Origin of the sequence: Chromobacterium haemolyticum DSM 19808 (assembly GCF_000711885.1) — a bacterium.
Lineage (GTDB): Bacteria > Pseudomonadota > Gammaproteobacteria > Burkholderiales > Chromobacteriaceae > Chromobacterium > Chromobacterium haemolyticum.
Genome location: NZ_JONK01000001.1, coordinates 334,816 through 359,458, shown reverse-complemented (window position 1 = coordinate 359,458; position 24,643 = coordinate 334,816). Strand labels below are relative to the sequence as shown.

22 protein-coding genes are annotated in these 24,643 nt (G+C 64.0%); 10 read left to right on the top strand and 12 right to left on the bottom strand.

Annotation, left to right across the window (positions count from 1 at the left end; all coding sequences use genetic code 11):
* Nucleotides 1-97: 97 nt before the first annotated feature.
* On the top strand, nucleotides 98-988 hold the full coding sequence (locus BR71_RS01600; protein WP_043631641.1) for a LysR family transcriptional regulator ArgP: 891 nt from the start codon (nucleotides 98-100) through the stop codon (nucleotides 986-988).
* A gap of 87 nt (nucleotides 989-1,075) precedes the next feature.
* Nucleotides 1,076-1,504: a cytidine deaminase gene (locus tag BR71_RS01595; protein ID WP_019100671.1), complete on the top strand. Its 429-nt coding sequence runs from the start codon at nucleotides 1,076-1,078 to the stop codon at nucleotides 1,502-1,504.
* A gap of 7 nt (nucleotides 1,505-1,511) precedes the next feature.
* On the opposite strand, the gene BR71_RS01590 is transcribed toward BR71_RS01595, so the two are convergent.
* Nucleotides 1,512-2,405 carry a TraB/GumN family protein gene (locus BR71_RS01590; RefSeq protein ID WP_162179181.1) on the bottom strand — a complete coding sequence of 298 codons (894 nt, stop codon included), beginning with the start codon at nucleotides 2,403-2,405 and terminating at the stop codon, nucleotides 1,512-1,514.
* 258 nt (nucleotides 2,406-2,663) lie between these two features.
* On the opposite strand from BR71_RS01590, the gene BR71_RS01585 reads away from it, so the two are divergent.
* Both BR71_RS01585 and BR71_RS01580 read left to right on the top strand, forming a co-directional pair.
* Entirely contained in the window at nucleotides 2,664-4,208 is a 1,545-nt protein-coding gene (locus BR71_RS01585) for a tyrosinase family protein (RefSeq protein WP_043631635.1), read from the top strand.
* A gap of 58 nt (nucleotides 4,209-4,266) precedes the next feature.
* Nucleotides 4,267-5,022 carry a copper chaperone gene (locus tag BR71_RS01580; RefSeq protein WP_052370248.1) on the top strand — a complete coding sequence of 252 codons (756 nt, stop codon included), beginning with the start codon at nucleotides 4,267-4,269 and terminating at the stop codon, nucleotides 5,020-5,022.
* Nucleotides 5,023-5,121: 99 nt separating this feature from the next.
* On the opposite strand, the gene BR71_RS01575 is transcribed toward BR71_RS01580, so the two are convergent.
* Together BR71_RS01575 and BR71_RS01570 are read right to left on the bottom strand one after the other, a co-directional pair.
* The gene (locus BR71_RS01575) at nucleotides 5,122-6,741 is read right to left on the bottom strand and encodes an NAD(P)/FAD-dependent oxidoreductase (protein WP_043631631.1); all 1,620 of its coding nucleotides are present in this window, start codon (nucleotides 6,739-6,741) and stop codon (nucleotides 5,122-5,124) included.
* A gap of 264 nt (nucleotides 6,742-7,005) precedes the next feature.
* Nucleotides 7,006-8,640: a methyl-accepting chemotaxis protein gene (locus tag BR71_RS01570; RefSeq protein WP_019100677.1), complete on the bottom strand. Its 1,635-nt coding sequence runs from the start codon at nucleotides 8,638-8,640 to the stop codon at nucleotides 7,006-7,008.
* Nucleotides 8,641-8,912: 272 nt separating this feature from the next.
* Between BR71_RS01570 and BR71_RS01565 the strand changes: the two genes are divergently transcribed.
* The 5 genes from BR71_RS01565 (at nucleotide 8,913) to BR71_RS01545 (ending at nucleotide 14,108) form a co-directional block, all read left to right on the top strand.
* Nucleotides 8,913-10,334 carry an efflux transporter outer membrane subunit gene (locus tag BR71_RS01565; protein ID WP_043631980.1) on the top strand — a complete coding sequence of 474 codons (1,422 nt, stop codon included), beginning with the start codon at nucleotides 8,913-8,915 and terminating at the stop codon, nucleotides 10,332-10,334.
* The gene (locus tag BR71_RS01560; protein WP_019100679.1) at nucleotides 10,331-10,846 is read left to right on the top strand and encodes a MarR family winged helix-turn-helix transcriptional regulator; all 516 of its coding nucleotides are present in this window, start codon (nucleotides 10,331-10,333) and stop codon (nucleotides 10,844-10,846) included. The genes BR71_RS01565 and BR71_RS01560 overlap by 4 nt, the downstream gene beginning before the upstream one ends.
* A complete protein-coding gene (locus BR71_RS01555; protein WP_208854824.1) occupies nucleotides 10,830-12,992 on the top strand; it encodes an FUSC family protein in 2,163 nt (720 codons plus the stop codon). Before BR71_RS01560 ends, BR71_RS01555 begins: the two co-directional genes overlap by 17 nt.
* On the top strand, nucleotides 12,982-13,179 hold the full coding sequence (locus BR71_RS01550; protein ID WP_043631628.1) for a DUF1656 domain-containing protein: 198 nt from the start codon (nucleotides 12,982-12,984) through the stop codon (nucleotides 13,177-13,179). The genes BR71_RS01555 and BR71_RS01550 overlap by 11 nt, the downstream gene beginning before the upstream one ends.
* Nucleotides 13,180-13,250: 71 nt before the next feature.
* On the top strand, nucleotides 13,251-14,108 hold the full coding sequence (locus BR71_RS01545; protein ID WP_043631625.1) for an efflux RND transporter periplasmic adaptor subunit: 858 nt from the start codon (nucleotides 13,251-13,253) through the stop codon (nucleotides 14,106-14,108).
* Between the two features lie 207 nt (nucleotides 14,109-14,315).
* On the opposite strand, the gene ypfJ is transcribed toward BR71_RS01545, so the two are convergent.
* From ypfJ to BR71_RS01500, 9 genes are all read right to left on the bottom strand, one after another.
* Nucleotides 14,316-15,170, bottom strand: coding sequence for a KPN_02809 family neutral zinc metallopeptidase (ypfJ, locus tag BR71_RS01540; protein ID WP_043631622.1), 855 nt, complete (start codon nucleotides 15,168-15,170; stop codon nucleotides 14,316-14,318).
* Nucleotides 15,171-15,483: 313 nt separating this feature from the next.
* Nucleotides 15,484-15,996 carry a phosphatidylglycerophosphatase A family protein gene (locus BR71_RS01535; protein WP_019102384.1) on the bottom strand — a complete coding sequence of 171 codons (513 nt, stop codon included), beginning with the start codon at nucleotides 15,994-15,996 and terminating at the stop codon, nucleotides 15,484-15,486.
* Nucleotides 15,980-16,930: a thiamine-phosphate kinase gene (thiL, locus tag BR71_RS01530; protein WP_043631619.1), complete on the bottom strand. Its 951-nt coding sequence runs from the start codon at nucleotides 16,928-16,930 to the stop codon at nucleotides 15,980-15,982. The genes BR71_RS01535 and thiL overlap by 17 nt, the downstream gene beginning before the upstream one ends.
* Nucleotides 16,931-17,010: 80 nt before the next feature.
* On the bottom strand, nucleotides 17,011-17,457 hold the full coding sequence (nusB, locus tag BR71_RS01525; protein ID WP_019102386.1) for a transcription antitermination factor NusB: 447 nt from the start codon (nucleotides 17,455-17,457) through the stop codon (nucleotides 17,011-17,013).
* Nucleotides 17,458-17,523: 66 nt separating this feature from the next.
* The gene (gene ribH, locus BR71_RS01520; RefSeq protein ID WP_043590598.1) at nucleotides 17,524-17,994 is read right to left on the bottom strand and encodes a 6,7-dimethyl-8-ribityllumazine synthase; all 471 of its coding nucleotides are present in this window, start codon (nucleotides 17,992-17,994) and stop codon (nucleotides 17,524-17,526) included.
* 79 nt (nucleotides 17,995-18,073) lie between these two features.
* Entirely contained in the window at nucleotides 18,074-19,180 is a 1,107-nt protein-coding gene (gene ribBA / locus BR71_RS01515; RefSeq protein WP_043631616.1) for a bifunctional 3,4-dihydroxy-2-butanone-4-phosphate synthase/GTP cyclohydrolase II, read from the bottom strand.
* 111 nt (nucleotides 19,181-19,291) lie between these two features.
* Nucleotides 19,292-19,948, bottom strand: a complete 657-nt coding sequence (locus BR71_RS01510; RefSeq protein WP_043631614.1) for a Dph6-related ATP pyrophosphatase — start codon at nucleotides 19,946-19,948, stop codon at nucleotides 19,292-19,294.
* A gap of 2 nt (nucleotides 19,949-19,950) precedes the next feature.
* Complete coding sequence (locus tag BR71_RS01505; protein ID WP_043631612.1) at nucleotides 19,951-20,568, bottom strand: riboflavin synthase; 618 nt, start codon at nucleotides 20,566-20,568, stop codon at nucleotides 19,951-19,953.
* A gap of 97 nt (nucleotides 20,569-20,665) precedes the next feature.
* Complete coding sequence (locus BR71_RS01500; protein WP_052370246.1) at nucleotides 20,666-22,909, bottom strand: TonB-dependent receptor domain-containing protein; 2,244 nt, start codon at nucleotides 22,907-22,909, stop codon at nucleotides 20,666-20,668.
* Between the two features lie 112 nt (nucleotides 22,910-23,021).
* On the opposite strand from BR71_RS01500, the gene BR71_RS01495 reads away from it, so the two are divergent.
* Nucleotides 23,022-24,632 (top strand): peptide chain release factor 3, encoded by a 1,611-nt coding sequence (locus BR71_RS01495; protein ID WP_043631609.1) that lies wholly within the window; start codon nucleotides 23,022-23,024, stop codon nucleotides 24,630-24,632.
* Nucleotides 24,633-24,643: the final 11 nt, after the last annotated feature.

The window sequence follows — 24,643 nt, the reverse complement described above, 5'->3', positions numbered from 1 at the left end:
GCACCGTCCGTGTTCGGACGAAGCAGCACAACATGCCATAGGTGGCGGCGATAAGGCAAGAAACACCGTGGAATTATCACGGCGAGGACGTCAATACATGCTTGATCCTAAACAACTGGAAACCTTATCGGCCGTAGCCGAAACCGGGGGCTTCGACAAGGCGGCCAAAAAGCTGTTCCTGACCCAGTCCGCCATTTCCCAACGCATCCGTCAGTTGGAAGAACAGCTGGGCCAGCCGGTGCTGACCCGAACCATTCCGGCCGAGCCCACCGAGGCCGGCCGCCAGCTGCTGCAATACTTCCGCCAGATCAGCCTGATGGAAAACCATTTGATGAACACCCTGTTGCCCAGCGGTCCGCGGCAGGAGTTCACCACTCTCGCCATCGCCGTTAACGCGGACAGCCTGGCCACCTGGTTTTTGCCGGCGGTGCGGCCGGTGCTGGACAGCCAGCCAGTGCTGCTGGACATCATGGTGGATGATCAGGACTATACCCACGAGTTGATGCGCGCCGGCCATGTGGTCGGCTGCGTCAGCACCCGGCCGCAGCCGATTCAGGGCGGGGACAGTTTGTTCCTCGGCCACATGCGCTATCTTTGCGTCTCCACCCGCGATTTCGCCCGCCGCTATTTCCCGGACGGCGTCACCGAGTCCGGACTGGCCGCCGCGCCCACCATTCTGTACAGCCGCAAGGACGATGTGCATCGAGAGTTTCTCTTGCACACCGTGTCCTATCACGGCGGCTTTCCCTATCTGACCGTGCCCACGCCGCAGGGCTTCGTCGAGATCACCCGCCAGGGCCTGGCTTACAGCCTGCTGCCCGAGCTGATGCTGGACGACGACATCGCCGCCGGCCGGCTGATTGATCTGTTTCCGCAACAGCATCTGGACATTCCCTTGTATTGGCACCACTGGAGGGTGGAGTCGGAATTGTCTCAGGCGCTGGCCGACGCGATGGCGCGGCATTGCCAAGCGCACCTGCGCCAATGATCAGTCGAGGCCGCTTGCGCCAGGCCGGATATTGACAGCCCGGCCGCGCCCGGCGCAACATGCCACGCCAATAGCAACGGAGGCAATATGACCGGCAACGCACCCAACAACGAGCAATGGGCCGAGTTGGAAATGGCCGCCCGCCTGGCCGCTCGCCAGGCTTATGTCCCTTACAGCAAGTTCGCCGTCGGCGCCGCCATCCTGGACGGCGCCGGCAAGATCCATATCGGCTGCAACGTGGAGAACGCCTCTTACGGCCTGACCAATTGCGCCGAGCGCACCGCGGTCTACGCCGCGCGCGCCAACCACGGCATCCAGGATGTGCTGGCGGTCTGCATCTACACGCCCACCCCCACACCCACGCCGCCCTGCGGCGCCTGCCGTCAGGTGCTGAACGAGTTTGGCCCGGCCATGCGCGTGCGCGCCATCTGCGACGGCGAGGACCTGATAGACACCACGCTGGAAGTGCTGCTGCCGGGCGCCTTCGGGCCAAAGAACCTCAAAAACGCGAGTTAAAGCCCGCTCACGGCGCGCGCGGCGCCGGACTTACCTGGTAGCCGCGCTGCCGCAGCAGCTTGACCAGCCCCTGCGGTCCGGCCAGATGCAAGGCCCCCACCGCCACCAACAGCCGCCGTGAAGACGCCAGCTCATCAATGCGGCGCGCCATCGTCAGGTTGCGGCGGTCCAGCATCTCATGCTGAGTCCAGGCGCTGAGCCGCGGATAGCCCGGCAGCGCCACCATGGCCTGCAGGGCGTCCAGATCGCCGCGCTCCCAGGCGGCGATCAGCTCGCGATAGTAACGTTCCGCTTCAGGCTTGTCCTCCCAATCCGCGGTCTGGCGCACCCATTCGCGCAAGGCCGCCGCCGACATCTCAAACAGCATGCGCCCCTGCTCGCCCGTCGTCTCAAGCGCCAACACCGGGCGCAACTCCCGCCGCGCCATCTGCAGCAACATCGTCTCGCTGCCCTCCTGCGCCGCCTGACCCAGCCGCTGATAATCGTTCAGCGTCAACTGCATCAGCCACATCGCCGGGGCCAGGCTCTGCGCCTGCGCGCGCTCAACGCCGATCCGCCTCAACTGCGCCAGCAACAAGCGCCGGCTGTCCGGGCCCAACTGCCGCCACTGCCGGGCGGCGGCCCGCTGCGCCAGCGCCAGCACCTCGGTCGACGCGCCCGGCGCGTCCACATCCAGCTCCAATACCAAGGCCTCGCTCTGCGTCATCGCCTGTTTCAAGCCCCAGTCCGGCGCGTCGGAGCCGGGACGGCCCACATGCATGGTGCCGTACAGATAATGGGTGCGGCCTTGTTTGCTGAAGGTGAACAAAGGGCCGTAGGCCGGCTCCGCCGCGGCCAGCGCCGCCGACAAGAGGAAGCAGAGCGCCAAGCCGCCGCCCCACAGGAAATGCCATCGTTTCATGTCTGCCATCCGAATCAAAACCGCTCAAGGATACCAGTTCGACGCGCCGGCTCCTCCCGTTTTCAAGTCCTTCCCACGCATACCGACCGCCACTTGCAAGCGCTGCTTCAAATAAGTAGTTGCCCCGAGACAAAAACCATTCTTTAGGACAGTTCGAAGCCGTCGCGGTTTGCTAATCCGAATACACCGCCTCACCGCCAGCCTTAGCTCCTCCCGCCACGGCCGCGCCGGAGCGGCGTTCGCATCAAGGAGAACGACATGGCTCGCGTCCGCAAAGACATCTTGAAGATGAGCAACCCCTGGGACCCCACCGTGCTGTGGTACGCACGCGCAGTGGGGGAAATGCAGAAACGGCCGATCAAGGATCCCACCAGCTGGCGCTATCTGGCCGCCATTCACGGCTTCGACCCCCAGCTATGGCAGCAACACGGCTACCTGCAAGCCGGTGAAGCGCTGCCCAGTGCCGCCGACCAGAACACCTACTGGCGGCAATGCCAGCACCAGAGCTGGTACTTCATGCCCTGGCACCGCGGCTATCTGGCCGCCTTCGAAGCCATTGTGCTGGCGGAGATCATCAAGCTAGGCGGCCCCGCCGACTGGGCCTTGCCCTACTGGAACTACAGCGACAGCGCCAATGCCAAGGCGCGCGACCTGCCCACCTGTTTCCAGTCCAAGACCTTGCCGAATGGCAGCGCCAACCCGCTGTGGCTGGCCCAACGCTACGGCTGGAACAATCAACCCAATCACATCACGCTGCGCCCGGAAACCGTACAGCTCACCGCTTTGAAAGACGCGCAGTTCGTCGGCACTGCCAGCGGCATCCCGCCGGGCTACGGCGGGCCGCAAACACCGTTCTGGCACGGCGGCGGCAATAGCGGCGGGCTGGAAAACCTGCCGCACAACCCGGTGCACACCAATATCGGCGGCCGCAACGGCTTGATGTCGGACCCCGACCTGGCCGGCCTGGACCCGGTGTTCTGGATTCACCATTCCAATATCGACCGGCTATGGCAGGTATGGCTCAACCGCAACCCCGCCCACCAGAACCCCAGCAGCGACAATTGGCTGGAGGGCCCGGTCAACCGCAAGTTCGCGATGCCGCGCCCCAACGGCAGCGGTTACACCTTCGTCGCCAAGGATATGCTCAACACTCAGGCGCCCAATCTGAACTATGTCTACCAAGACGTTTCGGATCCTCTGGGCGGCGCCAGCCGTGTCGCGCAGCGCATGCAGACGCTGGCGGCCATCCATCCCGACATCGCGGCGGCAAGCACCATGGCGAACAATCCGAAAACCGAACTGCTGGGCGCCAACGCGGCGGCGATCAAACTGGGCAACAGCACTGTTCACGCGCAGATGCAACTGGACAACGACGCGAAGAATAAGGTGCTGAGCAGCTTCCAGGCCAGCCAGGCCGCCGCCAGCCAATTGAAGGCCCAGCCAGGCGCCGCGCCGCAAGAGCCGGACCGTGTTTTTCTCAGCCTGGAAAACATCCGCTGCAAAGTGGACGGCGGCACGTTCAACGTCTATGTCGGCCTGCCTCAGGGCGCCGACCCGGCGCAGCACCCTCAGAACCTGGCCGGCACCATAGCGTTGTTCGGCGCGCGCAAGGCCTCTTTGGCCGAGCACGGCGGCAACGGCGTCAGCCAGACGCTGGAAATCACCGACATCGTGGACCGCATGTGCCAAAACCAAACGCTGGACACGGCGCCGATGGGGGTGCAACTGGTACCGGTGTCCGACATAGAGGACGACGACGAGGTGACGATAGGCCGCATCAGCGTCTACCGCCACGGCCAGTAAGCGCTCATTCCCGGCCGCCCTCGCGGCCGGGCCTCCTCCTTCCGCCACAGGGGGCCTCATGCCCGTCAAAACCCTTGTCGCGGCGTTCAGGGACTTGCCCTGGCCGCTGTGCTGCGCCAGCGTCCTGGGCTGGCTCGGTCTGATCGGCCTGGAGCGGCAACTGGCCGCGCCCGGCTATTGCGGCGTCTGGACGCCCAGCCGCCCCGGAGGCGGCTGGGAGGCGGTGTTGAGCGCGCTGTGGTTGAATCCGCCGGCGCTGCTGCTGCCGTCCTGGTCGCTGATGCTGCTGGCGATGATGTCGCCGTTGCTGGCCGATCCTCTGCGGCTGCTGTGGCTGCGCAGCCTGGCGCGCAAGCGGGCGCAGACCTTGGCGCTGTTTCTCGGCGGCTATGCGCTGGTCTGGCTGGCGGCGGGGCTGCCGCTGCATCTGTTCGGTCTAGCGCTGCTGACTTTCAGCCCCTCGCCCTGGCTGGCTTTCGCCGTCGCCTGTGGCACGGCTTGGCTGTGGCAAGCGTCTCCGCCGCGCCGACATTGCCTTCAAGCCTGCCACCGCCAGCCCCAACTGCCCGCCTTCGGCTGGCCTGCGGCGGCGGCGGCCTTGCGCTACGGCCTGTCCAGCGGCGGCTGGTGCGTTGCCTCCTGCGGCGTATGGATGCTGCCGCCGCTGCTCGCGGGGCCAGGACACCTGCCGATGATGGCGACCGTCGGCCTTTGGCTGTTGCTGGAGCGACGCCGGCCGGACAGCGCTCCAACCACCCCGTTCATTCCAAAGCCATTACAGCCCGCAGGGCGTAAACGCCTGCCTGCGATCTGAACGCCGGCGCTAAATTCAACTCATAAGCCAACGGCCCGCATAAGCGGGCCGTCAGGGCGTAAAGCCGGCGCAGCCGGCTCAGAAACTTGAAAACCGGCTTTATCGGCGTTCGTCCAAAATGGCCTGCGCCACCGCCTCCGCCACCTTGATGCCGTCCACCCCGGCGGACAGAATCCCCCCGGCGTAGCCTGCGCCCTCGCCGGCCGGGTATAAGCCGCGCACGTTCAAGCTCTGGCAGTCATCTCCGCGGGTGATGCGCAGCGGCGAGCTGGTGCGGGTTTCCACCCCGGTCAGCACCGCGTCGTGCATATCGTAGCCGCGGATCTTCTTGCCGAACTCCGGCAGCGCTTCGCGCATCGCCTCGATGCAATAATCCGGCAAGGCCCCGGCCAGGTCCGTCCAATGCACGCCCGGCTGATAGGATGGCGGCACCGAGCCCACCTGAGTGGACGGCCGGCCAGCCAGAAAATCGCCCACCAGCTGCGCCGGGGCTTCGTAAGTGCCACCGCCCAGCACATAGGCGCGGCTCTCCAGTTCGCGCTGGAAGGCGATGCCGGCCAGCGGATCGCCCGGGTAGTCGTCCGGGCTGATGCTGACCACCAAACCGGAATTGGCATTTCGTTCGGCGCGCGAGTATTGGCTCATGCCATTGGTCACCACCCGGCCCTCTTCCGAGGTGGCGGCCACCACCTGACCGCCCGGACACATGCAGAAGCTGTACACCGCGCGGCCGTTGCTGGCGTGATGCACCAGTTTGTAATCCGCCGCGCCCAGGAGCGGATGCCCGGCGTATTTGCCCCAGCGCGCCTTGTCGATCAAGGTCTGCGGATGCTCGATGCGGAAGCCCACCGAGAACGGTTTGGCCTCCATGTACACGCCGTGACCGTGCAGCATCTCGAAGCTGTCGCGCGCGCTGTGGCCCAACGCCAGCACGATGTGATCGGCGCGGATCTGCTCGCCGCTGGCCAGGGTCAGGCCGCGCGCTACTTTGCGCCCGTCCGGGCCGTCTTCCATATGGATGTCGACGACACGCTGCTGGAAACGGATTTCGCCTCCCAGCGCCTCGATATCGGCGCGCATTTTTTCCACCATGCTCACCAAGCGGAAGGTGCCGATATGCGGCTTGGCCACGTAGAGGATTTCCTCCGGCGCGCCGGCTTTGACGAACTCGGTCAGGACTTTGCGGCCCAGATGACGCGGATCCTTGATCTGGCTGTACAGCTTGCCATCGGAAAAGGTGCCGGCTCCGCCTTCGCCGAACTGCACATTGGATTCGGGGTTCAACACGTTCTTGCGCCACAGGCCCCAGGTATCCTTGGTACGCTCGCGCACCTTCTTGCCGCGCTCCAGCACGATGGGCTTGAAGCCCATCTGCGCCAACAGCAGCGCGGCGAAGATGCCACAGGGCCCGAACCCCACCACTACCGGGCGGCGTTCCAGGTTTTCCGGCGCTTGTCCCACATAGTGGTATTGGGTGTCCGGCGTCGGCATCACATGCTTGTCGGACTTGAAGCGGGCCAGCAGGCGCGCTTCGTTGGCCACGTCGATGTCGACGATGTAGGCCAGGTTCATCATGCCCTTGCGCGCATCGTAACTGCGCTTGAAGACGATGACCTGGCGGATCTCCTGCTCCGGCACGCCCAGATAAGCCGCGATCGCGACGTTAAGTTCTTCCGGGGCGTGGTCCAGCGGCAGTTTCAATTCGGTAATGCGCAACATCTTGAATTCCAGTACGGGTTGGTGTCTATTCAACGAGGCGGTATTGTAGCTGCAAACCGCTCCCGTCCCTATCACCTAGACGCAAACTTCCCGTAAAAGCCTGTTCAGCATCTACTACGCTTCGTGAAGCGTTGCACGGCGACTACAAGCTCGAAATGTTCATTTACCTCTCTACCATTTCGCTTTTTCGCTTGTTTTCGCCTTGTCTCGCCCTGGCTCGCGAGACTTTGAACAGGCTCTAAAAATCCACGCTCCCTTCCGGCGCTATACCTGGAAACCGGCCACCGTCTGGCGCAGGCCGCCGGTCACCTCGTCCATGCTCTGGATGCCGCTGGACGCCTGGGTGGCGGCGGCGGCGTTGCCCGCGGCCACTTGGGCGATCTGCTCCACATGGCGGGCGATGTCCTGGCTGGCAATGCCTTGCTCCTGCAGGGCATGGGAAATATCGCGCACCACCTGCACCACTTGACCGGCGCTGCCCCGTATCTGCTGAATCATCTCTCCGCCCTGCTCGGCCAGCGCCAGCCCGGCGCGCACCCGCTCCACGGTCTGGCTCATATTGGCGCGCGACTGGTCGGAGCTGAGCTGGATCTCGTCTATCATTCCGGCGATCTCTTCCGTGGCCTGCGCGGTGCGTTCGGACAGCTTGCGCACCTCATCCGCCACCACCGCGAAGCCGCGGCCGGTTTCACCCGCGCGCGCCGCCTCGATGGCCGCGTTCAAGGCCAGGAGATTGGTCTGGTCCGCGATATCCTTGATCACCTGCATGATGCTGGAGATAGTGGCGGTCTTGTCCGCCAGCGCAGAAATCGCGCCGGCGGTCAGGTCCACCGTCTCGCTGATGCCCTTCATCTCCGCCACCGCCTTGGCGATCACCTCGCCCCCTTCATCCGACAAACTGCCGGACTGCTGCGATACCTGGCGCGCGTCCTGAGCGTATTGCGAGATGTGATTGATGCTGACTGTCAGCTCTTCGATCGAAGCCGCCATCGAGGTGGCGCTTTCGCTTTGCTGCTGGGAGTTGTCCGCCACCGCCTGCGCGCCGGACACCACCTCCTCGCTCAAACGCCCCAGCTCACCGGCGCTGGCCACGATGTCCGCCACCATCTGCCGCAAAGCCTGCTGCATATGAGCGATATTAGCCATCAAACTGTCCTTGTCGCCCGCCCGGACCGGCACGGGCACATCCAGCCGTCCGCCGGCAATTTCTCGCACCACGGCCGCGGTCTGCGCCGGTTCCGCGCCCAGCTGCCGCGTCACGCTGCGGAACAGCCACCAGCCCAAACCGCCACACACCGCGGCGATCAACAGCACCTGGACCGCCACGCCCAGCAGTTGCACGCGCAAAGCCGCCCATACGTCGTCCATATACAAGCCGGTGCCCACCACCCAGCCCCAGCGCGGGCTGGACTGCAAATACGCCAGTTTGGGTTGCGGCTCCGCCGAGCCGGGTTTGTCCCAGACAAATTCCGCAAAGCCCTTGCCCTGCCCCTGACGCAGGGTCTGGTCGAACTTGTCGCCCAGGCTGCTGCCGCTGGAATCCTTGACCGCGTGCATGTCCTTGCCCACCAACTTGGGATTGACCCCGTGCGCCAGCCAGATCAGCCCCTTGTCCAAGGTGAAGAAATACTCCTTGCCGGCAAAACGCAACCGGGTCAACGCCAGCAGTGCCTGCCGCTGCGCCTCTGCCTCCGGCAAAACGCCGGCGGCTGCCTGCTCCTCGTAATTGGCCACCAGGCTCAAGGCGTTTTCCACCTGCCCGCGAATCAAATCCTGCCGATCGGCCATCATTTGCTGGTGCATGCTGCGCAGCACCAGGCCGCCCAGCAGACAAGTCAACGCAATCACGCTAAAAATCAATAACAACAAACGCTGCTTCAAGGAAAGGCCCGCTCGCATGGTGTCTCCAAAAATCGCCGACGATGCGGCAAACCGGGCGCAAGCTCGCCGCGCGGCCCGGTTTATCCGCCGTATTTATTAAGCAAACCCAAATAATACACTCGTCATTACTCTGCCGACCATATTTAATGCCATGCGCTTGATTTGCGTCAGTCGGAGATGGCATGGCCAGGAATATGGGGAGCATGGCTTTGCCGCGCCCATCAAATTTTGTTTTACAAATGTAATATCAACAAATAAAATATACACAGATGTAAAACATGGATGAACAGATGAAGCCGTTTCCCGCCACCCTCGCCCTTGCCGGCGCGCTCATGCTTAGCGCCTGCGCCCAAATGGACGCCGTCAAACCTGCATCTCAGCTTAAAACGCCGCCCGCATTGAACGCGCCCTGGGCCGGGATGCCCTCCGCAGACTGGTGGCGGCAATGGCGGGATCCTCAGCTGGAACAACTGATCCGCCTGGCCTTGCAAGACAATCCAGGCCTGCGCGCCGCCGAAGCACGGCTGCGTCAGGCCCAGGCGCTAAGCGAGGTCAGCGCCGCGGCCGCCCAACCGCAAATCAACGCGCAATGGCAAAGTACCCGGCAGTTGCATGCTGAAAAAAATCTTGTCCCGCCGGCGGGCCACGGCAATTACGACTGGCAAACCCGCGCCGCCGTCAATCTCAGTTACGATCTGGACGCGTGGGGACGGGAACGCCAAGCCTTGTCGGCGTCGCTGAGCGACGCGCAGATGGCCGCGGCCGACGCCCGACTGAGCGCGCTGAACCTGGAAACCGCGGTTATCCGCACTTATCTGCAACTAGCCGCGCAATACCAGCAAAAAGACTTGGCCGTAGCCGCGCTGCAACAACAGCAGGCGCTGCTGGATCTCAGCCTGCGCCGCAAAGCCGCCGGGCTGACCGCGCAACCGGAAGTGGAGCAGCAACGCGGCAAGCTGCCGGCCGCCCGCGCCCAGCTGGAACAGATCGACGAACGCATCGCCACCCTGGGCAACCAGCTGGCCGCGCTCAGCGGCCAAACGCCCGACACCCAAAACCGTCCACGACGCCCAACGCTGCGCCTGGATCAGCCGCTGGACCCGCTCGCCGCGGTGCCGGCCCAATTGCTGGGCCGCCGGCCGGACCTGAGCGCGCAACGCTGGCGAGTAGAGGCCGAGGCCGCGCGCATCAAGGTCGCGCGCGCTGCCTTCTACCCCAACATCAACATCAGCGCCTTCGTCGGCTATCAGGCAATAGGTTTTGCCGATCTATTGTCTCCTGCCGCTACTTTGCGTGGCTTCGCGCCGGCGATCAGCCTGCCGATATTCGAAGGCGGCCGCCTGCGCGGCCAATTGCGCGCCCAAACCGCCGCCTACGACCAGGCGGTGGAAAGCTACAACGCCGTCTTGATCAACGCCTTGAGCGAAACCGCCAGCGCCATCGTCCGCGCCCGCTCCGCGGACCAGCAGAGCCGGCAGGCCGATCAGGCGCTAGACGCCGCCAGCCGCGAGCGGGCACTGGCCGAGCAGGCTTACCGCGCCGGACTCAACGATCAGAGCGCGGTGCGACAGCTGCGGCTGAGCGAACTATCCGCCCGGCAAAAACGCGTGCAGGCCCAAGCCCAGCGCCTGGACAGCTACGCCGCGTTGATGGCCGCGCTGGGCGGCGGCATTGAACCCCAAACCCCCATCGCCGACGGAGAAGTCAAATGAGTCACTTCGAAGAAACCCGCAAGCGCCTGCTACGCGTCAAGACCAGGATTCCGGAGTTCCCGCTATCGCTGCTCACACTGACGCGGCTGAACTATCACGTGCAAAAGCGCATCCAGGACCTGACCAACGCCGCCCTGCGCAAACATGGGCTGACCGAAAGCAGCTACTTGGTGCTGGCGGTGCTCTACGGCTCCGAACAAGAAACGATGACGCCCGGCTCGCTGGCGGAAACCTGCTCGCAAAAACCGGCCAATATGACCCGCATCTGCAACGATCTGGAAAAGCAGGGCCTGATCCGTCGCGGCGGGCTCAGCGACGACCGCCGCGCGGTCACTGTCACCCTCAGCGAGGCCGGCCGCGATCGCATCCGCAAACTGCTGCCCGATGTATGGGGCAATCTGGGCAATACCTTCGACGGCTTCAGCGCCGAGGAGATGCAACAGCAAGAGCAGTTCTATCTGCGCCAGCTCGGCAATCTGAACCGTGCGGTATCCAATGATGACCACGGCTAGCCTCGCCGCCCGGCGTCGTTTGCTGGGCCGAGCGCTACGCAGCGCAGGTCAAGACTGGCTGCGCCTGGAGGGCGAGCGCTGGATCTTCATCCTCAAAACGCTGCTCGCCGGTTTCGCCGCCTTGTGGCTCGCCTTCCGCCTGGGCTTCGACTCGCCGGGCACCGCGCTGATCACCGTACTCATCGTCGGTTCGCCGCAAAGCGGCCTGGTACTGGAAAAAGGCTTTTACCGGTTGCTGGGCACCCTGGCCGGCTGCGCCGCGGCCTTGATTCTGGTCGGCATGCTGGCCTCGCAACCGATCTTGCTGCTGGCGGCGCTGTCGCTATGGATAGGACTGTGCGCCGGCTGCGCCACCTTGTATCGCAACTCGCGCTCCTACGGCTTCGTGCTGGCCGGCTATACCGCCTGCATCATCGCGCTGCCGGCCATAGGCCATCCTCTGACGGTGTTTGATCTGGCGGTGACCCGAGTCTCGGAAATCTCGCTGGGCCTGATATGCAGCGCAGTGGTCTACGACATCGTGTTTCCGCGCTACCAGGCCGAACAGGTGGTCAGCAATGTGCGCGGCCGCTATCTGCGATTCATTCTGCTGTGCCAAGACGCGCTGGCGCAAAAACTGCACGCCCGCGACCTGGAACAGGCCCAGCTCAAATTCGCCGCCGACATCGCCGCGCTGGAGGCCGGCCGCGCCACCGCTTTCTTCGAAGCCGGCAACGTGCGTTCGCGCAGCAACCAGCTGCACGCCTTCAACGCCACCTTCATGGCCGCGCTGACCACTTTTCACACGCTGCACCGGCAAATGGAGCGGCTGCGCCGCGACGCCGATTCGCCGCTGCCTGGCCTGCTGCTGCCCTTGTTCTCCGAAGTGGCCGTCGTGCTCAGCGGTCCCGACGGCCCTGCGCGCAACGCCTCGGAAGCCCGGGACACGGAGAAGCAGTTAGGGCGCCTCCGCGCCGGCTGGCCGCGCCGCATCGAGGCCGCGCGCGCTCACTTGCCAAGCGGCGAGCAAGCCGAGCACTGGCGCATAGACTTTGACACCGCCACCGAGCTTCTGACCCGCTTCATTGAGGAAATGCACGCCTTCGTCGGCGTCTACCACGGCTTCGCCAGCAAGACGCCGCAGCAAATCAGCTCGCTGGCGGCCTATGTGCCGGGCACCCCGTTGCCGGTGGCCGTAGCCGGCGGCGTGCGCGCGGCGCTGACCCTGGGCACCCTGTCCATCGCCTGGTACTGGCTGGCCTGGCCCAGCGCGCTGGAAGCCGTGCTGCTGGCTACCGTGCTCTGCGGCCTTGCCGCCTCCTCGCCGCGGCCGGTGCTGATGGTGAAACAGTTCCTGACCGGCTTCGCGCTGGGCACCCCGCTGGCCTATATCAGCTTGTTCTGGCTGCTGAGCCAGGGCAACGGCTTTCCAATGCTGATGCTGGGCCTGCTGCCCTTTCTGGCGCTGGGCAGCTATCTGAAATGCCTGCCCAAGTACGCCGGCGTCGGCGCCGGCATGACCATCGTGCTGGCCAATGCGATCAACCCGCAAAACCAGATGAATTACGACATCGTCGCCTTTCTCAACAACGGCATCGCCCGCATTCTGGGATTGGCGCTGGCGGCGGCCTTTTTCCAACTGGTGCTGCCCGAACACACCATGGGTTCGCCGCGTCACATCGCCGCCGCCTTGTGGCGGGAGGCGCGCCGCGCCTGCGACGCCAAGCTGCCGCACTTGAAGCAGCGCTACGAGAACCGTATCCGCGATCTGCTCAATCTGCTGAACACGCTAAGCCCGGCCCAAGCCGAACTCAAGCAGGCGATCACCGCGCAGGCCATCACCCTGTTGGAACTGGGCCTGGCGGTCATCAATCTGCGCACCCTGACCGCGGAATCGCCGTCGCCGCAGTTGCGCGCCGATCTGGAACATACCGTGGCGCAGCTGGCGCGTTATTTCGCCTCGCCGTCGCCGGAGCGGCTGCAACAGGCCATCGCCACCATGCGGGCGGCCGGTCCGGTTCTGCGCGCCCATCTGGCGCTGGCGGAGCCCGAACGCGCCGCGCGGATTCAACGCGCGCTGGCCGATCTGCACCTGATCCACACCTCATTGCTGGATGTGGCCGAAGCCGCCGCAAGCGCAGCGCAAGGAACTGACCATGACTCGTGAAATCGCCTTGTTCGGCATTCTGATTCCTACCCTGCTGCCCTTATTCCTGTTCAGCCTGCTGTGTCAGGCCGGACTGGACTGGCTGCTGGGCCGAGCCGGCGTCTACCGCCGGGTATGGCACCCGGCCTTGTTCCGCCTCAGCCTGCTGATCTGCGTGTTCAGCGGCCTGGCGCTATTGCTCTATTGAACGCGCCGCTCGCCCAGGCCTGGCCCGCAGGGCTTTGAACAAGCGCTGAAATCCTATTTCGGACAATCAAAATGCAAACCAACACCCTCATCCGCTATCTGACCACCTTGCTGCTGCTGGCGCTCGCCGTCTGGCTGGGCAAGGCGCTGTGGGACCACTACATGCACTCCCCATGGACCCGCGACGGCCGCGTGCGCGCCGACGTGATCACGCTCTCCGCCGACGTGGCCGGCCTGGTGACCCAGGTGGCCGTCAAGGACAATCAACCCGTCCATAAAGGCGACGTGCTCTTCGTCGTGGACCGCGCCCGCTACGCGGCGGCGTTGGCCCAGGCAGAAGCCGCGCTGGACGGCCAGCGCACCGAGAAAAACCGCCGCGGCAAGGAGGCGGCGCGACGCGACAGCCTGGACAGCGCCGTGGTTTCCGCCGAAAACCGCGAAACCGCGAGCTTCGCCGCCGCCGCCGCCGGCTCCCAATACCAGGCGGCGCTGGCCGCCCGCGATCTGGCCCGCCTGAATCTGGAGCGCACCGTGGTGCGCGCCCCGGCGGATGGCTACGTGACCAACCTCAATGTCCACGTCGGGGACTTCGCCGCCGTCGGCGCGCCCAAACTGGCGCTGATAGACCGTAATTCTTATCGCGTGGAAGGCTATTTCGAGGAAACCAAGCTGCCCTTGCTCAAGCCCGGCGCCAAGGTGGAGATCACCCTGCTCAGCGGCGGCCCGACATTGCGCGGCCACGTCGCCAGCATCGCCCGCGGCATCACCGACCGCGACGCGGGCACCGGCCGCGAACTTCTGGCCGACGTCAACCCCACCTTCAACTGGGTGCGGCTGGCGCAGCGAGTGCCGGTGCGCATTGAGCTGGACACGCTGCCGGCTGGACAGGTTCTGGTGGCGGGCACCACCTGCACCGTGGTAGTGCGTTGAGTTCGCGGCGGCGATGAAAAAAGGGGCCGTCGGCCCTTTTCATGTCCACGCTGAACAGACTCTTACAGCCTGTTCAAAGTCTCGCGAGCAAGAGCGAGACACGGCGAAAACGGCTGAGAAATCGGATGGTCGAGGGGTATATGAGCATTTTGAGCTTGTACTCACCGCACAACGCTTCACGAAGCGCAGCGGACTTTGAACCGGTTCTTACAGCCGCCGCGCTCGGAAAGTATCGCACTGCGCCATATCCCCGCTGTCGAAACCACGGCGGAACCAGCGCACGCGCTGCTCGCCGCTGCCGTGAGTGAAGGAGTCCGGCATCACCTCGCGGCCAGCCGAACGCTGCAAGGCGTCGTCGCCTATCCTGGCCGCGGCGTTCAGCGCCGCCTCCAGATCGCCCTGCTCCAGAATTTGCCTCGCCTGATCGGCGTGGCGTCCCCACACCCCTGCAAGGCAGTCCGCCTGCAGCTCCTGACGCACCGACAAAGCATTGGCGCGCCGCTCGTCGCTACGCGCCATCTCTTCGTCCACCTTGGCGGAAATGCCAAGCTGATGCTGGACATGATGTCCGACCTCATGCGCGATCACATAAGCTTGGGCAAACTCGCCTGGCGCGCCCAATTCGCGGCCCAGCATTTGGAAAAACGACAAGTCGATGTAGATTTTCTCATCCCCGGGACAGTAGAACGGACCGATGGCCGCGTCGCCTCGGCCGCAGGCCGTGGGTGTCGCCCCGCTGAACATCACCAGCTTGGGGGGCCGGTAACGCTGGCCCTGAGCTTCGAACAAGGGCTGCCACACATCCTCGGTATCGGCCAGCATCACGCGGATGAACTTGGCGTCGCGGTCGTCCGCCGCGCTCGCCCGAGCCGGCGCCTGTTGCTCGACCGCCGGCTCCATTTCGCTGATCAGATTGATCACCGTTATCGGATTAACATCGAAAACCAACCAGGCCACCAGGCCGATCAGGATGGCGCCAATGCCGATCACCCCGCCGCCGTTGCCGCCTTCGCCTCGGCGGTCTTCCACATTATCGCTTTCCCGGTTGCCATCCCAACGCATGCCTCGCCTCCCCTGGCTCAATCATCCTTCGCCCAGGCTTATCGCACGGGCCAAAAGAACATCGACATCAAAAAACGATGCATGGTACGCGTTTGAATTGAAACCCGCTAGCCGCCTTGGGCGAACGGGCTCAATGCTTTCATGCTTCGGCAATGCGCCTGAACAGGCTCTTAGAGCCTGTTCAAAGTCTCGCGAGCAAGAGCGAGACAAGGCGAAAACAACTGAGAAAGCGGAATGTACGAGGGGTACATGAGCATTTCGAAGACGTTTTCAACGCCGTATCGCTGAAGCGCAGCAGACTTTGAACAGGTTCTTACAGCAAACGCCAAACTCCCCACTGCACCGCCAGCGCGAACAAGGCGGCCAGCAGATCGTCCACCATCACGCCGAAACCGCCGCCCACGTGGCGGTCCAGCCAGCGGATAGGCCAGGGCTTGAGAATGTCGAAAAAGCGGAACAAGACAAAAGCCAGCAGCCAGGCCAAGGGCGTGGCCGGCGCGAAGGCCAGCACCAGCAGCATGGCGACGATCTCGTCCCAGACGATGCCGCCGTAGTCGTGCACGCCCAGCGCCCGGCCGCTGTAGCCGCAGATCCAGATCCCGGCGATGAACAGCGGCAGACACAACGCCGCCAGCGCCAGACCTTGCACGCCCAGCGCGTGCAGGACAAAAAACAAGGGATAGGCGGCCACCGTGCCCCAGGTCCCAGGCGCCTTGCGCGCCAGGCCGCTGCCGAAACCGAAAGCCAGGAAATGGGCGGGATGGCTCAGAACAAAGCGCCAGTTCGGCTGCAACTTCAGGGTTTCCGTCTCATTTGAAATGGTCATAGCCGGTGCTTTCCAGTTGAATGATGTTGCCGGCGCCGTCCAGCAGGCTGACGCCCTGGCCCGCCGCGATGCGGCCGATGCGGCTCAAGCGGCAGCCCGCCGTCTCGGCGCAGGCTTCGATCTGAGCCCGGCGCCCGGCCGGGGCGGTGAATGCCAGTTCGTAATCGTCGCCGCCCGCAGCCAGGCAATCCAGCCATTGCTCACGCGCGGCCTCCGCCAGCGGGTGCGACGGCAAGGCGTCCGCCCATACTTCCACCGCTGTCTGAGAAGCGGCGGCGATATGGCCGAGGTCCGACAGCAGGCCGTCGGACACATCGGCGGCGGCATGCGCCAGCGGCAGCAAAGCCAGGCCCAGGGCGATGCGCGGCTCCGGGTATTCCAGCTTGCGCCAGGCCGCCTCGCGCAAACCGTCCGGCAGCGGCGCGATCTTGCCCAGCCGGCTGCGTACCGCCATCGCCCCCAGCCCCAGCTCGCCACTAACCCAAACGTCGTCGCCCACGCGGGCGGCGGCGCGACGCAGCGCCTGGCCTCGCGGAGTCTCCCCCCCCACGGTGACCGACAGCGTCAGCGGCCCGCGCGTGGTATCGCCGCCGATCACATCGACCCCGTAACGCTCCGCCAAGGCGAAAAACCCCCGGGAGAAGCCGGCCGCCCAGGCCTCGTCCATCGCCGGCAGAGCCAGCGACAACACCACCCAGCGCGGCGCGGCGCCCATCGCCGCCATATCGGACAAATTCACCGCCAGCGTTTTATGACCCAGCGCCTCCGGCTCGACGTCGGCGAAGAAATGACGCCCTTCCACCAGCATGTCCACCGATACGTGCAGATCGCAACCCGGCGTCGGCCGCAGAATGGCGGCGTCGTCTCCAACGCCCAGGACCGCGCCGCCGGCCGGACGCGTGAAATAGCGGCGGATCAATTCAAATTCATTCATCACGATCTTTCTGCTCGGCCGATGCAAAAACACCCGCGGTCGCGGGTGTGTTCCAATCTGACGGCGCCGGCGACAAGGCCTCAGTTTTGGCGACGCGCCTTCTGCGACGCCACTTCGTCGGCGCGCACTTCGGCGGCCAGCTTGTCCAGCACGCCGTTGACGAATTTATGACCATCGGTGCCGCCGAAGGTCTTGGTGATTTCGATGGCTTCGTTGATGATCACCGGATACGGGGTTTCCGGATGCTGGGTCAGTTCCAGCGCGGCCATCAACAGCACGGCGCGTTCCACCGGGCTGACTTCGTCTTCGGCGCGCTCGTAGTAGCGGCCGATCTGGTTGGACAGCGTGCCGACGTCTCTGAGCACACCGTACAGGATTTCGCGGAACAGGGCCTCATCGGCCTTGGCGAAGTATTCATTCTCGCGCAGATGCTTTTCGATCAGGGAGGCCGGACGATCCGGGTTCAGCTCCCATTCGTAAATGCCTTGGATGGCAAATTCGCGGGCGCGGCGGCGAGCGGTTTTCATAGAGGTGTTCCTTGTAAAGAGCGGTGAGCCGGGCACGCCCGGCTCCGGTATCTTGGCGGGAGCCGATCAGCCGCGCAGGATGCGCTTCCGCAGATTCGCCATCTCCACCGCCACGGCAGCGGCCTCGCGGCCTTTGACTTCCATGCGCACTTCGGCCTGCTCGTCGGTTTCGGTGGTCAGAATCGCGTTGGCGATCGGGATGTCGAAGTCCAGGCCCACGCGGGTCACGCCCGCGCCGGATTCGTTCGACACCAGTTCGAAATGGTAGGTTTCGCCGCGGATCACCGCTCCCAGCGCCACCAGCGCGTCGAAGCGGCCGCTCTTGGCCATGGTTTGCAACACCAGCGGCGCTTCCAGCGCGCCCGGCACCGTGGCCAGGGTCACGTCCTCGGCGGCCACGCCCAGCCGGGCCAGCTCGCCCAGGCAGGCATCGCGCAAGCCTTCGCAAACCGGGGTGTTGAAACGCGACATCACAACGCCGATTTTCAGGCCCTTGCCCATCAGATCGGGTTCTATACGCTGGATAGCTTGAAGCATCTTGTTCCTCGCGGCGGAATCACTACGGAAAACCGGAGATTCTACCTCAATCCCCGGACCTTAGCCATTGCGCCGCCGCTCATTCCTCGTCCACGTGGAAGGCCCGCGGCTGGCAAAAGCCGGTCACTTCCAGGTCGAAGCCGGTCATGGACGACAAGCTCACCGGGGCGGTCATCAGCTTCATCTTGCCCACGCCCAGCGCCTTGAGCATTTGCGCGCCGATGCCGAAGGTTTTGCTGTCCCAACGCTGCTTCTGCTGCTCCAGGCCCAGCGCGCGCTGCGCCAAGTCCTCGCCGGTTTCATCGCGGTACAGCAATACCACGACGCCGTGGCCGGCTTCCTCTATCATTTCCAGCGCATTCGGCACTGTCCAGGAATGCTGGCTGCACAAGGGCGCCAATACGTCGATCACGGACAAGGGTTCGTGCACGCGCACCAGGGTTTCGCGCTGCGCCTCAATCTCGCCCTTGACCAGGGCCAAGTGAGTGGCGCGGGTGGTGATGTCGCGGAACACATGCAAGTCGAAGGCGCCGAACGGGGTGTCCACCGATCGTTGCCCCACCTTCTCCACCAGCGATTCAGTGCGGCTGCGGTATTGGATCAAGTCAGCGATGGTGCCCACTTTCAAGCCATGCTCGCGCGCGAACTCCACCAGTTCGGGCAGGCGGGCCATGGTGCCGTCGTCATTCATGATTTCGCAGATCACGCCGGCCGGCTCCAAACCCGCCAGCATCGCCAGATCGCAGCCGGCTTCGGTGTGGCCGGCACGGATCAGCACGCCGCCTTTTTGCGCTTTCAGCGGGAAGATGTGACCCGGCTGCACCAGGTCCGCCGGCTTGGCCAGCCGCGCCACCGCGGCTTGCACGGTGCGGGCTCGGTCCGCCGCGGAAATGCCGGTGGTCACGCCTTCGGCGGCCTCGATGGACACGGTGAAGTTGGTGCTGTACGGAGTGCCGTTATTGCTGACCATCAGCGGCAGGTTCAACTGCTGGCAACGCTCCTCCGTCAGGGTCAGACAGATCAGCCCCCGGCCGAACTTGGCCATGAAGTTGATCGCCTCCGGGGTGACGAACTCCGCCGCCATGACCAGGTCGCCTTCGTTCTCGCGGTCCTCGGCGTCCACCAACACCACCATCTTGCCGGCCTTGATGTCGGCGATAATGTCCTGAATCGGGGAAATAGTCATACCATCTTCCTTCGTAAGCACTTGTTTTTGGCGCGGGCCGCCGCCCGCCTGAATTCATTTTCAAAGCCTGTTCAAAGGCTCGCACTTGCTCGCGAGACTCTGAACAGGCTCTCAGCCAGGCAATAGGTCCAGGCTGACATAATCTCCATGGCGATGGATGTCGCCGTCGCGCAAGCGCAAGGGCTGGGCGAACAAAGGCCCGTCCATTGCCAGGGTGTGAAACTCGCCGGCCTCGGCGCAAGGATCCATGCCTTCCGCCAACATCCGGTCCACCCACTCGTGGCTCAGCTCCCGCCCCAACCACTCTTCGCCGGCCAGCCGGGTGTTCACCACCACGATGCGGGCGCGAAAGCCGGCATCGATGAATTCTCGCACCAAAGCGGCGCGCGCTTGCTGCCACAGCGGCAGCCACGCTTGCAGGCCGGCGGCGGCGCAAACCTTTTCTTCCCACTCGCGGTGAGCGTCCAGATCGATGTCGCCGAACACTGCGGCCTCGCAACCGTCGGCGCGGGCCTCTACCAACCGGGCGATGAACTCGGCCTCATAGCCGTCCCAACTTGCGCGCCCCACTCGCAAGGGCAAACCCAGCGCCGCCGCCTGCAGCTCCAGCACCTCCGGGCGCAAGCCGTGCGAGCGCGAACGCTCGCCGCGCTCGTCCGCCATCGTCAGCAAGGCTTGCGGATGGGCGCCAGCTCGCACCGCGCGCCATAGCGCCAGGCAGGAATCCTTGCCGCCGCTCCAGGAGGCCAGCACGCGCCGGCCAACCATGTTCACGCCGCGGCTCCTCGCTGGGCCAGCACCCGCTCCACCGTCTCAACGATGGCCTGAGTCTGCGGATCAACTTCGATATTGATCAAGTCGCCCACTTTGCGCGACTTGATGATGGTGCGCTCCAGGGTTTCCGGAATCAGGTGCACGCAGAAGCGGTTGTCCGTCACCTCGCCTATGGTCAGGCTGATGCCGTCAATACCGATATAGCCCTTGGCGAACACATATTTGATGTGTTCCGCCGGCAATTCGAACCATACGGTTCGGTTATTGGGCAGATCGATCACCCGGGCCACCTTGGCCATGCACAGAATATGACCGGACATCGCATGGCCGCCGATCTCGTCGCCAAAGCGCGCGGCGCGCTCGATATTGACCAGACTGCCGGTTTGCAACAGGCCGAGGTTGGTGACGCGCAGGGTTTCGCGCATTAGATCGAAGGAAACTTGATCGCCGTTGATGGCGGTGACAGTGAGGCAGCAGCCGTTGTGAGCCACCGAGGCGCCCAACTCCAGGCCGGGCAGCAAGGCCGCCGGCAAACGCAGCGTATGGGTGCGGAAGTCCTGCTTCTCCGTGATGGCGATCACTTCCGCCACCCCTTGGACGATACCGGTAAACACGAAGACGCTCCTTTGCGAGGGATTTGGAGCGCCATTGTAACGCAAGGAGGGGCGCGCGGCCCCTCCTAGTCTCAAATCAAACGCAAGCCGCGTTCCCTCAGAAACGCCAGGACACGCTGGTGCGGATCGCCCGCCCCATGCCTTCCGCGCCCTCGGTCAGGTAAGGGATGTATTGAGTGTTGAACAGATTGTCCACCGCCAATCGCGCCTCCAGCCCCTTGAACCGGTCCTTGGGCTGCCAGCCCAGTGACAGGCCGAACAACGAATAGCCGTGCTGCGCGGGATAAGCATAAGGCGAATTGACCAATACCCGGTCCTGCTTGCGCACGAACTTGCCCTGCCCGCTCAAGGACAGGCCGATCTTGTTCCAGCGATAGCCAAGATTGGCCACCGCCTTGCGCGGCGGGATATTGGTGATGGGCTCGTCCCTGCCCCACGGGTCCATCAGGCTATGATTGCGTTCGCCTTTGGTCGACGACAAGGACAAGCTGCCGAACCAGCCGCCGGCCTGATAACGCCCTTCCAGCTCAAAGCCCTGAATCACATAGCCGGGCATATTGCGATAGAAGCCAATCACTGGCGGCAGCGGCGCTCCCGACGCATCCCCCCGGTTTGGCCCCAGGCGCTGCGCGATATCGTTTTTGACGGTTTGGCGATACCAAGTCAACGCTGCGGACAGATTGTCCCCGGACGTGAGCACATTGCCGCGCTCGTACTCTAACCCCAGCTTGACCGCGTTCAACGTTTCCGGCTGTAACTGGCGGCTAGTCGCCGTCGTGCTGCCCAAAGTCTGGGTATCGTATACCTCGTCCACGCCCGGCGCGCGCCAGGTGCGGGTATAGCCGGCGTCCAGCGTCCAGCCCGGACGGAAGTTCCAACGCGCGGCCAAGCGCGGCGACCAGCCGGAATACGCCAACCCGCTGTAATCGTGTCCCTTGGCTGGATCGTTATACGCGGAAGCCAGGTTTTCCCGCCCCTGTATCCATACATGGTCGTAGCGCAGAGAAGGCGTCAGCGTCAGGCTTTCCAAGGGCTGCCACTGATGCACCCAATAGGCGGATCGCACAGTTTCCTCGCCCGGAGGCTGGTAGCGCGGATTCAGATAACCATAGTTGTAAGCCGGATCCTTACGCTTATCCGGGCGGTAAAACAACGCATCCAGCGTCTTGTGCGCCCAGCTCACGCCCATAGTGACTTCCTGACGCGCCCAGCCGGAACCGAAGCGGGCGATATTGCGCAGTTCAAGGCGCCGGTCGCGCTGAGTCACCCAACTCTCGTTCCCGAACAAGGATGAGAAGGCGTAGATACTTGCCGTTGGCGGCCGGGTATCGTGCTGATAACGCCGCGACTGCGCATAGCTAAGCTGCAAATCCAGCCAGGGCGAATCGCTGACGAAGGTCCAATCCGCGCTCACCGTCTCATTTTGCTGCTCGCGCCACACACTTTGGCGAAGCCAAGCGCCTTCCCAGCCGTACTTCTTGATGTCGGCGGCATTTGGCGCCGGGATATCCCCGCGCTTGGCCGCCCACGGTGTGCGCCGCTCCTCCTCCTGGCTCACCCAACCCAAGCGCAGCCGATGGCCGGGCGCCGGACGCCAGGCCAGCTTCAGCATGCCGCCCTCCAGATCATTGCCGGAAAACATCATGCCCGTGCCATCGCCCTTCTTGCCGTCGCCGGCGCGCGATCGGGTCATATAGGCCAGGATGTCGGCCTTGCTGCCAGGGCCGCCCGCATAGGCGGCCAGAGACTGGCCGAACTGATTGCCGTTGTCCTGATACATCAGCTTGGCGAAGCCGCCCACTGACTTGCCCGGCCGCAGCAGCTCGGCCACGGTCTTGGTTTCCGCCTTGACCACAGCGCCGAACGCGCCGTTGCCGTAGAACGGAGAATGTCCGCCCTTGAGGACCTCCACCGAACCCAGCAACTCCGGATCGATAAAAGACGTCCCCTGCTGATACTTGTCGAAGCCCTGCGGCGCGCCGTCCAGGGACACCTGCACATGCTCGACCGACTCAAAACCCCAAACATTGATGGTCTGACCGCCGGGGCGCTGCGAGCCGCCGGCATTGACACCGGGCAACGCGTCCAGCACTTCTGCCAGGGAACGGGCTTGCGGCCGCTCGATTTCCTCGCGGTCCAGCTTATTGCTGCCCACCCGCGCCTGCGGGCCGTCGGCGGTGACGTGAACGGTATCCAGGCGCGCCGGCGCTTCGGCGGCCCAGACGCTTGGCGCAGCCAGGCAAGCCAGGCTCAGAACCAGAGCTTTGGGACGGAAGCGCGGCGGATTGGGGGCACGGAAAATAAAATCGGGGCAAGGCGGAGAAAGACGAGAGCAAGGCATCACGGTTTTATTTTGTTAATGATAATCATTATCAATACTAACATAAAACTTCCACCGTAAGGCAAGTCCGGTAAAATACCCGGCTTTATCGAATTCCAATACAAGCAATCCCATGTCCGCCGAACTCGCCCGCATCGCCGAAGAAGTGTCCCACCGCCGCACCTTCGCCATCATCTCCCACCCTGACGCCGGTAAGACCACGCTCACCGAAAAGCTGTTGCTGTTCTCCGGCGCCATTCAGATGGCCGGCACCGTCAAGGGCAAGAAAGGCGGCAAGTTCGCCACCTCCGACTGGATGGAAATCGAGAAGCAGCGCGGCATCTCGGTGGCGTCCTCGGTGATGCAGTTCGAATACCGCGACCACACCGTCAACCTGCTGGACACCCCCGGCCACCAGGATTTCTCCGAAGACACCTACCGCGTGCTGACCGCGGTGGACAGCGCCCTGATGGTGATCGACGCCGCCAAGGGCGTGGAGGAGCAGACCATCAAGCTGCTGAACGTCTGCCGCCTGCGCAGCACGCCCATCGTCACCTTCATGAACAAGTACGACCGCGAGGTGCGCGACAGCCTGGAGCTGCTGGACGAAGTGGAGAACGTGCTGAAGATCCGCTGCGCGCCCATCACCTGGCCCATCGGCATGGGCAAGGCCTTCCGCGGCGTCTACAGCCTGCTGAACGACGAGGTCATCCTGTTTGAACCGGGCGCGGAAAAGCTGATCACCGACGTGGAAGTGATCAAGGGCATAGACAACCCGCGTTTGGACCAGCTGTTCCCGCTGGAAATGGAACAACTGCGCATGGAGATCGAACTGGTCAAGGGCGCATCCAACGAGTGGAATCTGGATGAATTCCTGGCAGGCGAACTGACCCCGGTATTCTTCGGCTCCGCCATCAACAACTTCGGCGTGCGCGAAATCCTGGACGCGCTGATCAACTGGGCGCCCGCGCCGCAGCTGCGCGACGCCACCGTGCGCGAAGTCGCCCCCACCGAAGGCAAGTTCTCCGGTTTCGTGTTCAAGATCCAGGCCAATATGGACCCCAAGCACCGTGACCGCATCGCCTTCCTGCGCGTGTGCTCCGGCAAGTTCGAGCGCGGCATGAAGATGAAACACCTGCGCCTGAACCGCGACATCGCGGCCTCCAGCGTAGTGACCTTCATGTCCCACGACCGCGAAATCGTGGAAGAGGCGTTTGCCGGCGACATCATAGGTATTCCCAACCACGGCAATATCCAGATCGGCGACAGTTTCTCCGAAGGCGAAGACCTGACCTTTACCGGCATTCCCTTCTTTGCGCCGGAACTGTTCCGCAGCGTTCGCATCAAAAACCCTTTGAAGCTGAAACAACTGCAAAAGGGCCTGCAGCAACTGGGCGAAGAAGGCGCGGTGCAAGTATTCAAGCCGCACAGCGGCGGCGACCTGATTCTGGGCGCGGTGGGCGTGCTGCAGTTTGAAGTGGTGGCCTCGCGCCTGGCGGCCGAATACGGCGTGGACGCGATGTTCGAATCCGCCAGCATCTGGTCCGCGCGCTGGTTCAGCTGCGGCGACCGCAAGAAGCTGGACGAATTCGTCAAAGCGCTGCAGATCAACATCGCCACCGACGCCGGCGGCAACCTCGCCTACCTGGCCCCCAACCGCGTCAACCTGCAACTGACTCAGGAACGCTGGCCGGACATCGTATTCCACGAAACCCGCGAACACGCGGTCAAACTCAACGACTGAAGCTGAAACCG

Excerpts from the sequence above, each read along its gene's own strand:
- BR71_RS01550 (WP_043631628.1), top strand. The coding sequence starts at position 12,982 with ATGACTCGTGAAATCGCCTTGTTCGGCATTCTGATTCCTACCCTGCTG.
- thiL (WP_043631619.1), bottom strand. The coding sequence starts at position 16,930 with ATGAATGAATTTGAATTGATCCGCCGCTATTTCACGCGTCCGGCCGGC.
- BR71_RS01535 (WP_019102384.1), bottom strand. The coding sequence starts at position 15,996 with ATGACCATTTCAAATGAGACGGAAACCCTGAAGTTGCAGCCGAACTGG.
- BR71_RS01510 (WP_043631614.1), bottom strand. The coding sequence starts at position 19,948 with ATGGTTGGCCGGCGCGTGCTGGCCTCCTGGAGCGGCGGCAAGGATTCC.
- BR71_RS01495 (WP_043631609.1), top strand. The coding sequence starts at position 23,022 with ATGTCCGCCGAACTCGCCCGCATCGCCGAAGAAGTGTCCCACCGCCGC.
- BR71_RS01590 (WP_162179181.1), bottom strand. The coding sequence starts at position 2,405 with ATGAAACGATGGCATTTCCTGTGGGGCGGCGGCTTGGCGCTCTGCTTC.
- ribH (WP_043590598.1), bottom strand. The coding sequence starts at position 17,994 with ATGCTTCAAGCTATCCAGCGTATAGAACCCGATCTGATGGGCAAGGGC.
- BR71_RS01565 (WP_043631980.1), top strand. The coding sequence starts at position 8,913 with ATGAAGCCGTTTCCCGCCACCCTCGCCCTTGCCGGCGCGCTCATGCTT.
- BR71_RS01580 (WP_052370248.1), top strand. The coding sequence starts at position 4,267 with ATGCCCGTCAAAACCCTTGTCGCGGCGTTCAGGGACTTGCCCTGGCCG.
- BR71_RS01560 (WP_019100679.1), top strand. The coding sequence starts at position 10,331 with ATGAGTCACTTCGAAGAAACCCGCAAGCGCCTGCTACGCGTCAAGACC.
- nusB (WP_019102386.1), bottom strand. The coding sequence starts at position 17,457 with ATGAAAACCGCTCGCCGCCGCGCCCGCGAATTTGCCATCCAAGGCATT.
- ribBA (WP_043631616.1), bottom strand. The coding sequence starts at position 19,180 with ATGACTATTTCCCCGATTCAGGACATTATCGCCGACATCAAGGCCGGC.
- BR71_RS01575 (WP_043631631.1), bottom strand. The coding sequence starts at position 6,741 with ATGTTGCGCATTACCGAATTGAAACTGCCGCTGGACCACGCCCCGGAA.
- BR71_RS01570 (WP_019100677.1), bottom strand. The coding sequence starts at position 8,640 with ATGCGAGCGGGCCTTTCCTTGAAGCAGCGTTTGTTGTTATTGATTTTT.
- ypfJ (WP_043631622.1), bottom strand. The coding sequence starts at position 15,170 with ATGCGTTGGGATGGCAACCGGGAAAGCGATAATGTGGAAGACCGCCGA.
- BR71_RS01555 (WP_208854824.1), top strand. The coding sequence starts at position 10,830 with ATGATGACCACGGCTAGCCTCGCCGCCCGGCGTCGTTTGCTGGGCCGA.
- BR71_RS01500 (WP_052370246.1), bottom strand. The coding sequence starts at position 22,909 with ATGCCTTGCTCTCGTCTTTCTCCGCCTTGCCCCGATTTTATTTTCCGT.
- BR71_RS01600 (WP_043631641.1), top strand. The coding sequence starts at position 98 with ATGCTTGATCCTAAACAACTGGAAACCTTATCGGCCGTAGCCGAAACC.
- BR71_RS01595 (WP_019100671.1), top strand. The coding sequence starts at position 1,076 with ATGACCGGCAACGCACCCAACAACGAGCAATGGGCCGAGTTGGAAATG.
- BR71_RS01585 (WP_043631635.1), top strand. The coding sequence starts at position 2,664 with ATGGCTCGCGTCCGCAAAGACATCTTGAAGATGAGCAACCCCTGGGAC.
- BR71_RS01545 (WP_043631625.1), top strand. The coding sequence starts at position 13,251 with ATGCAAACCAACACCCTCATCCGCTATCTGACCACCTTGCTGCTGCTG.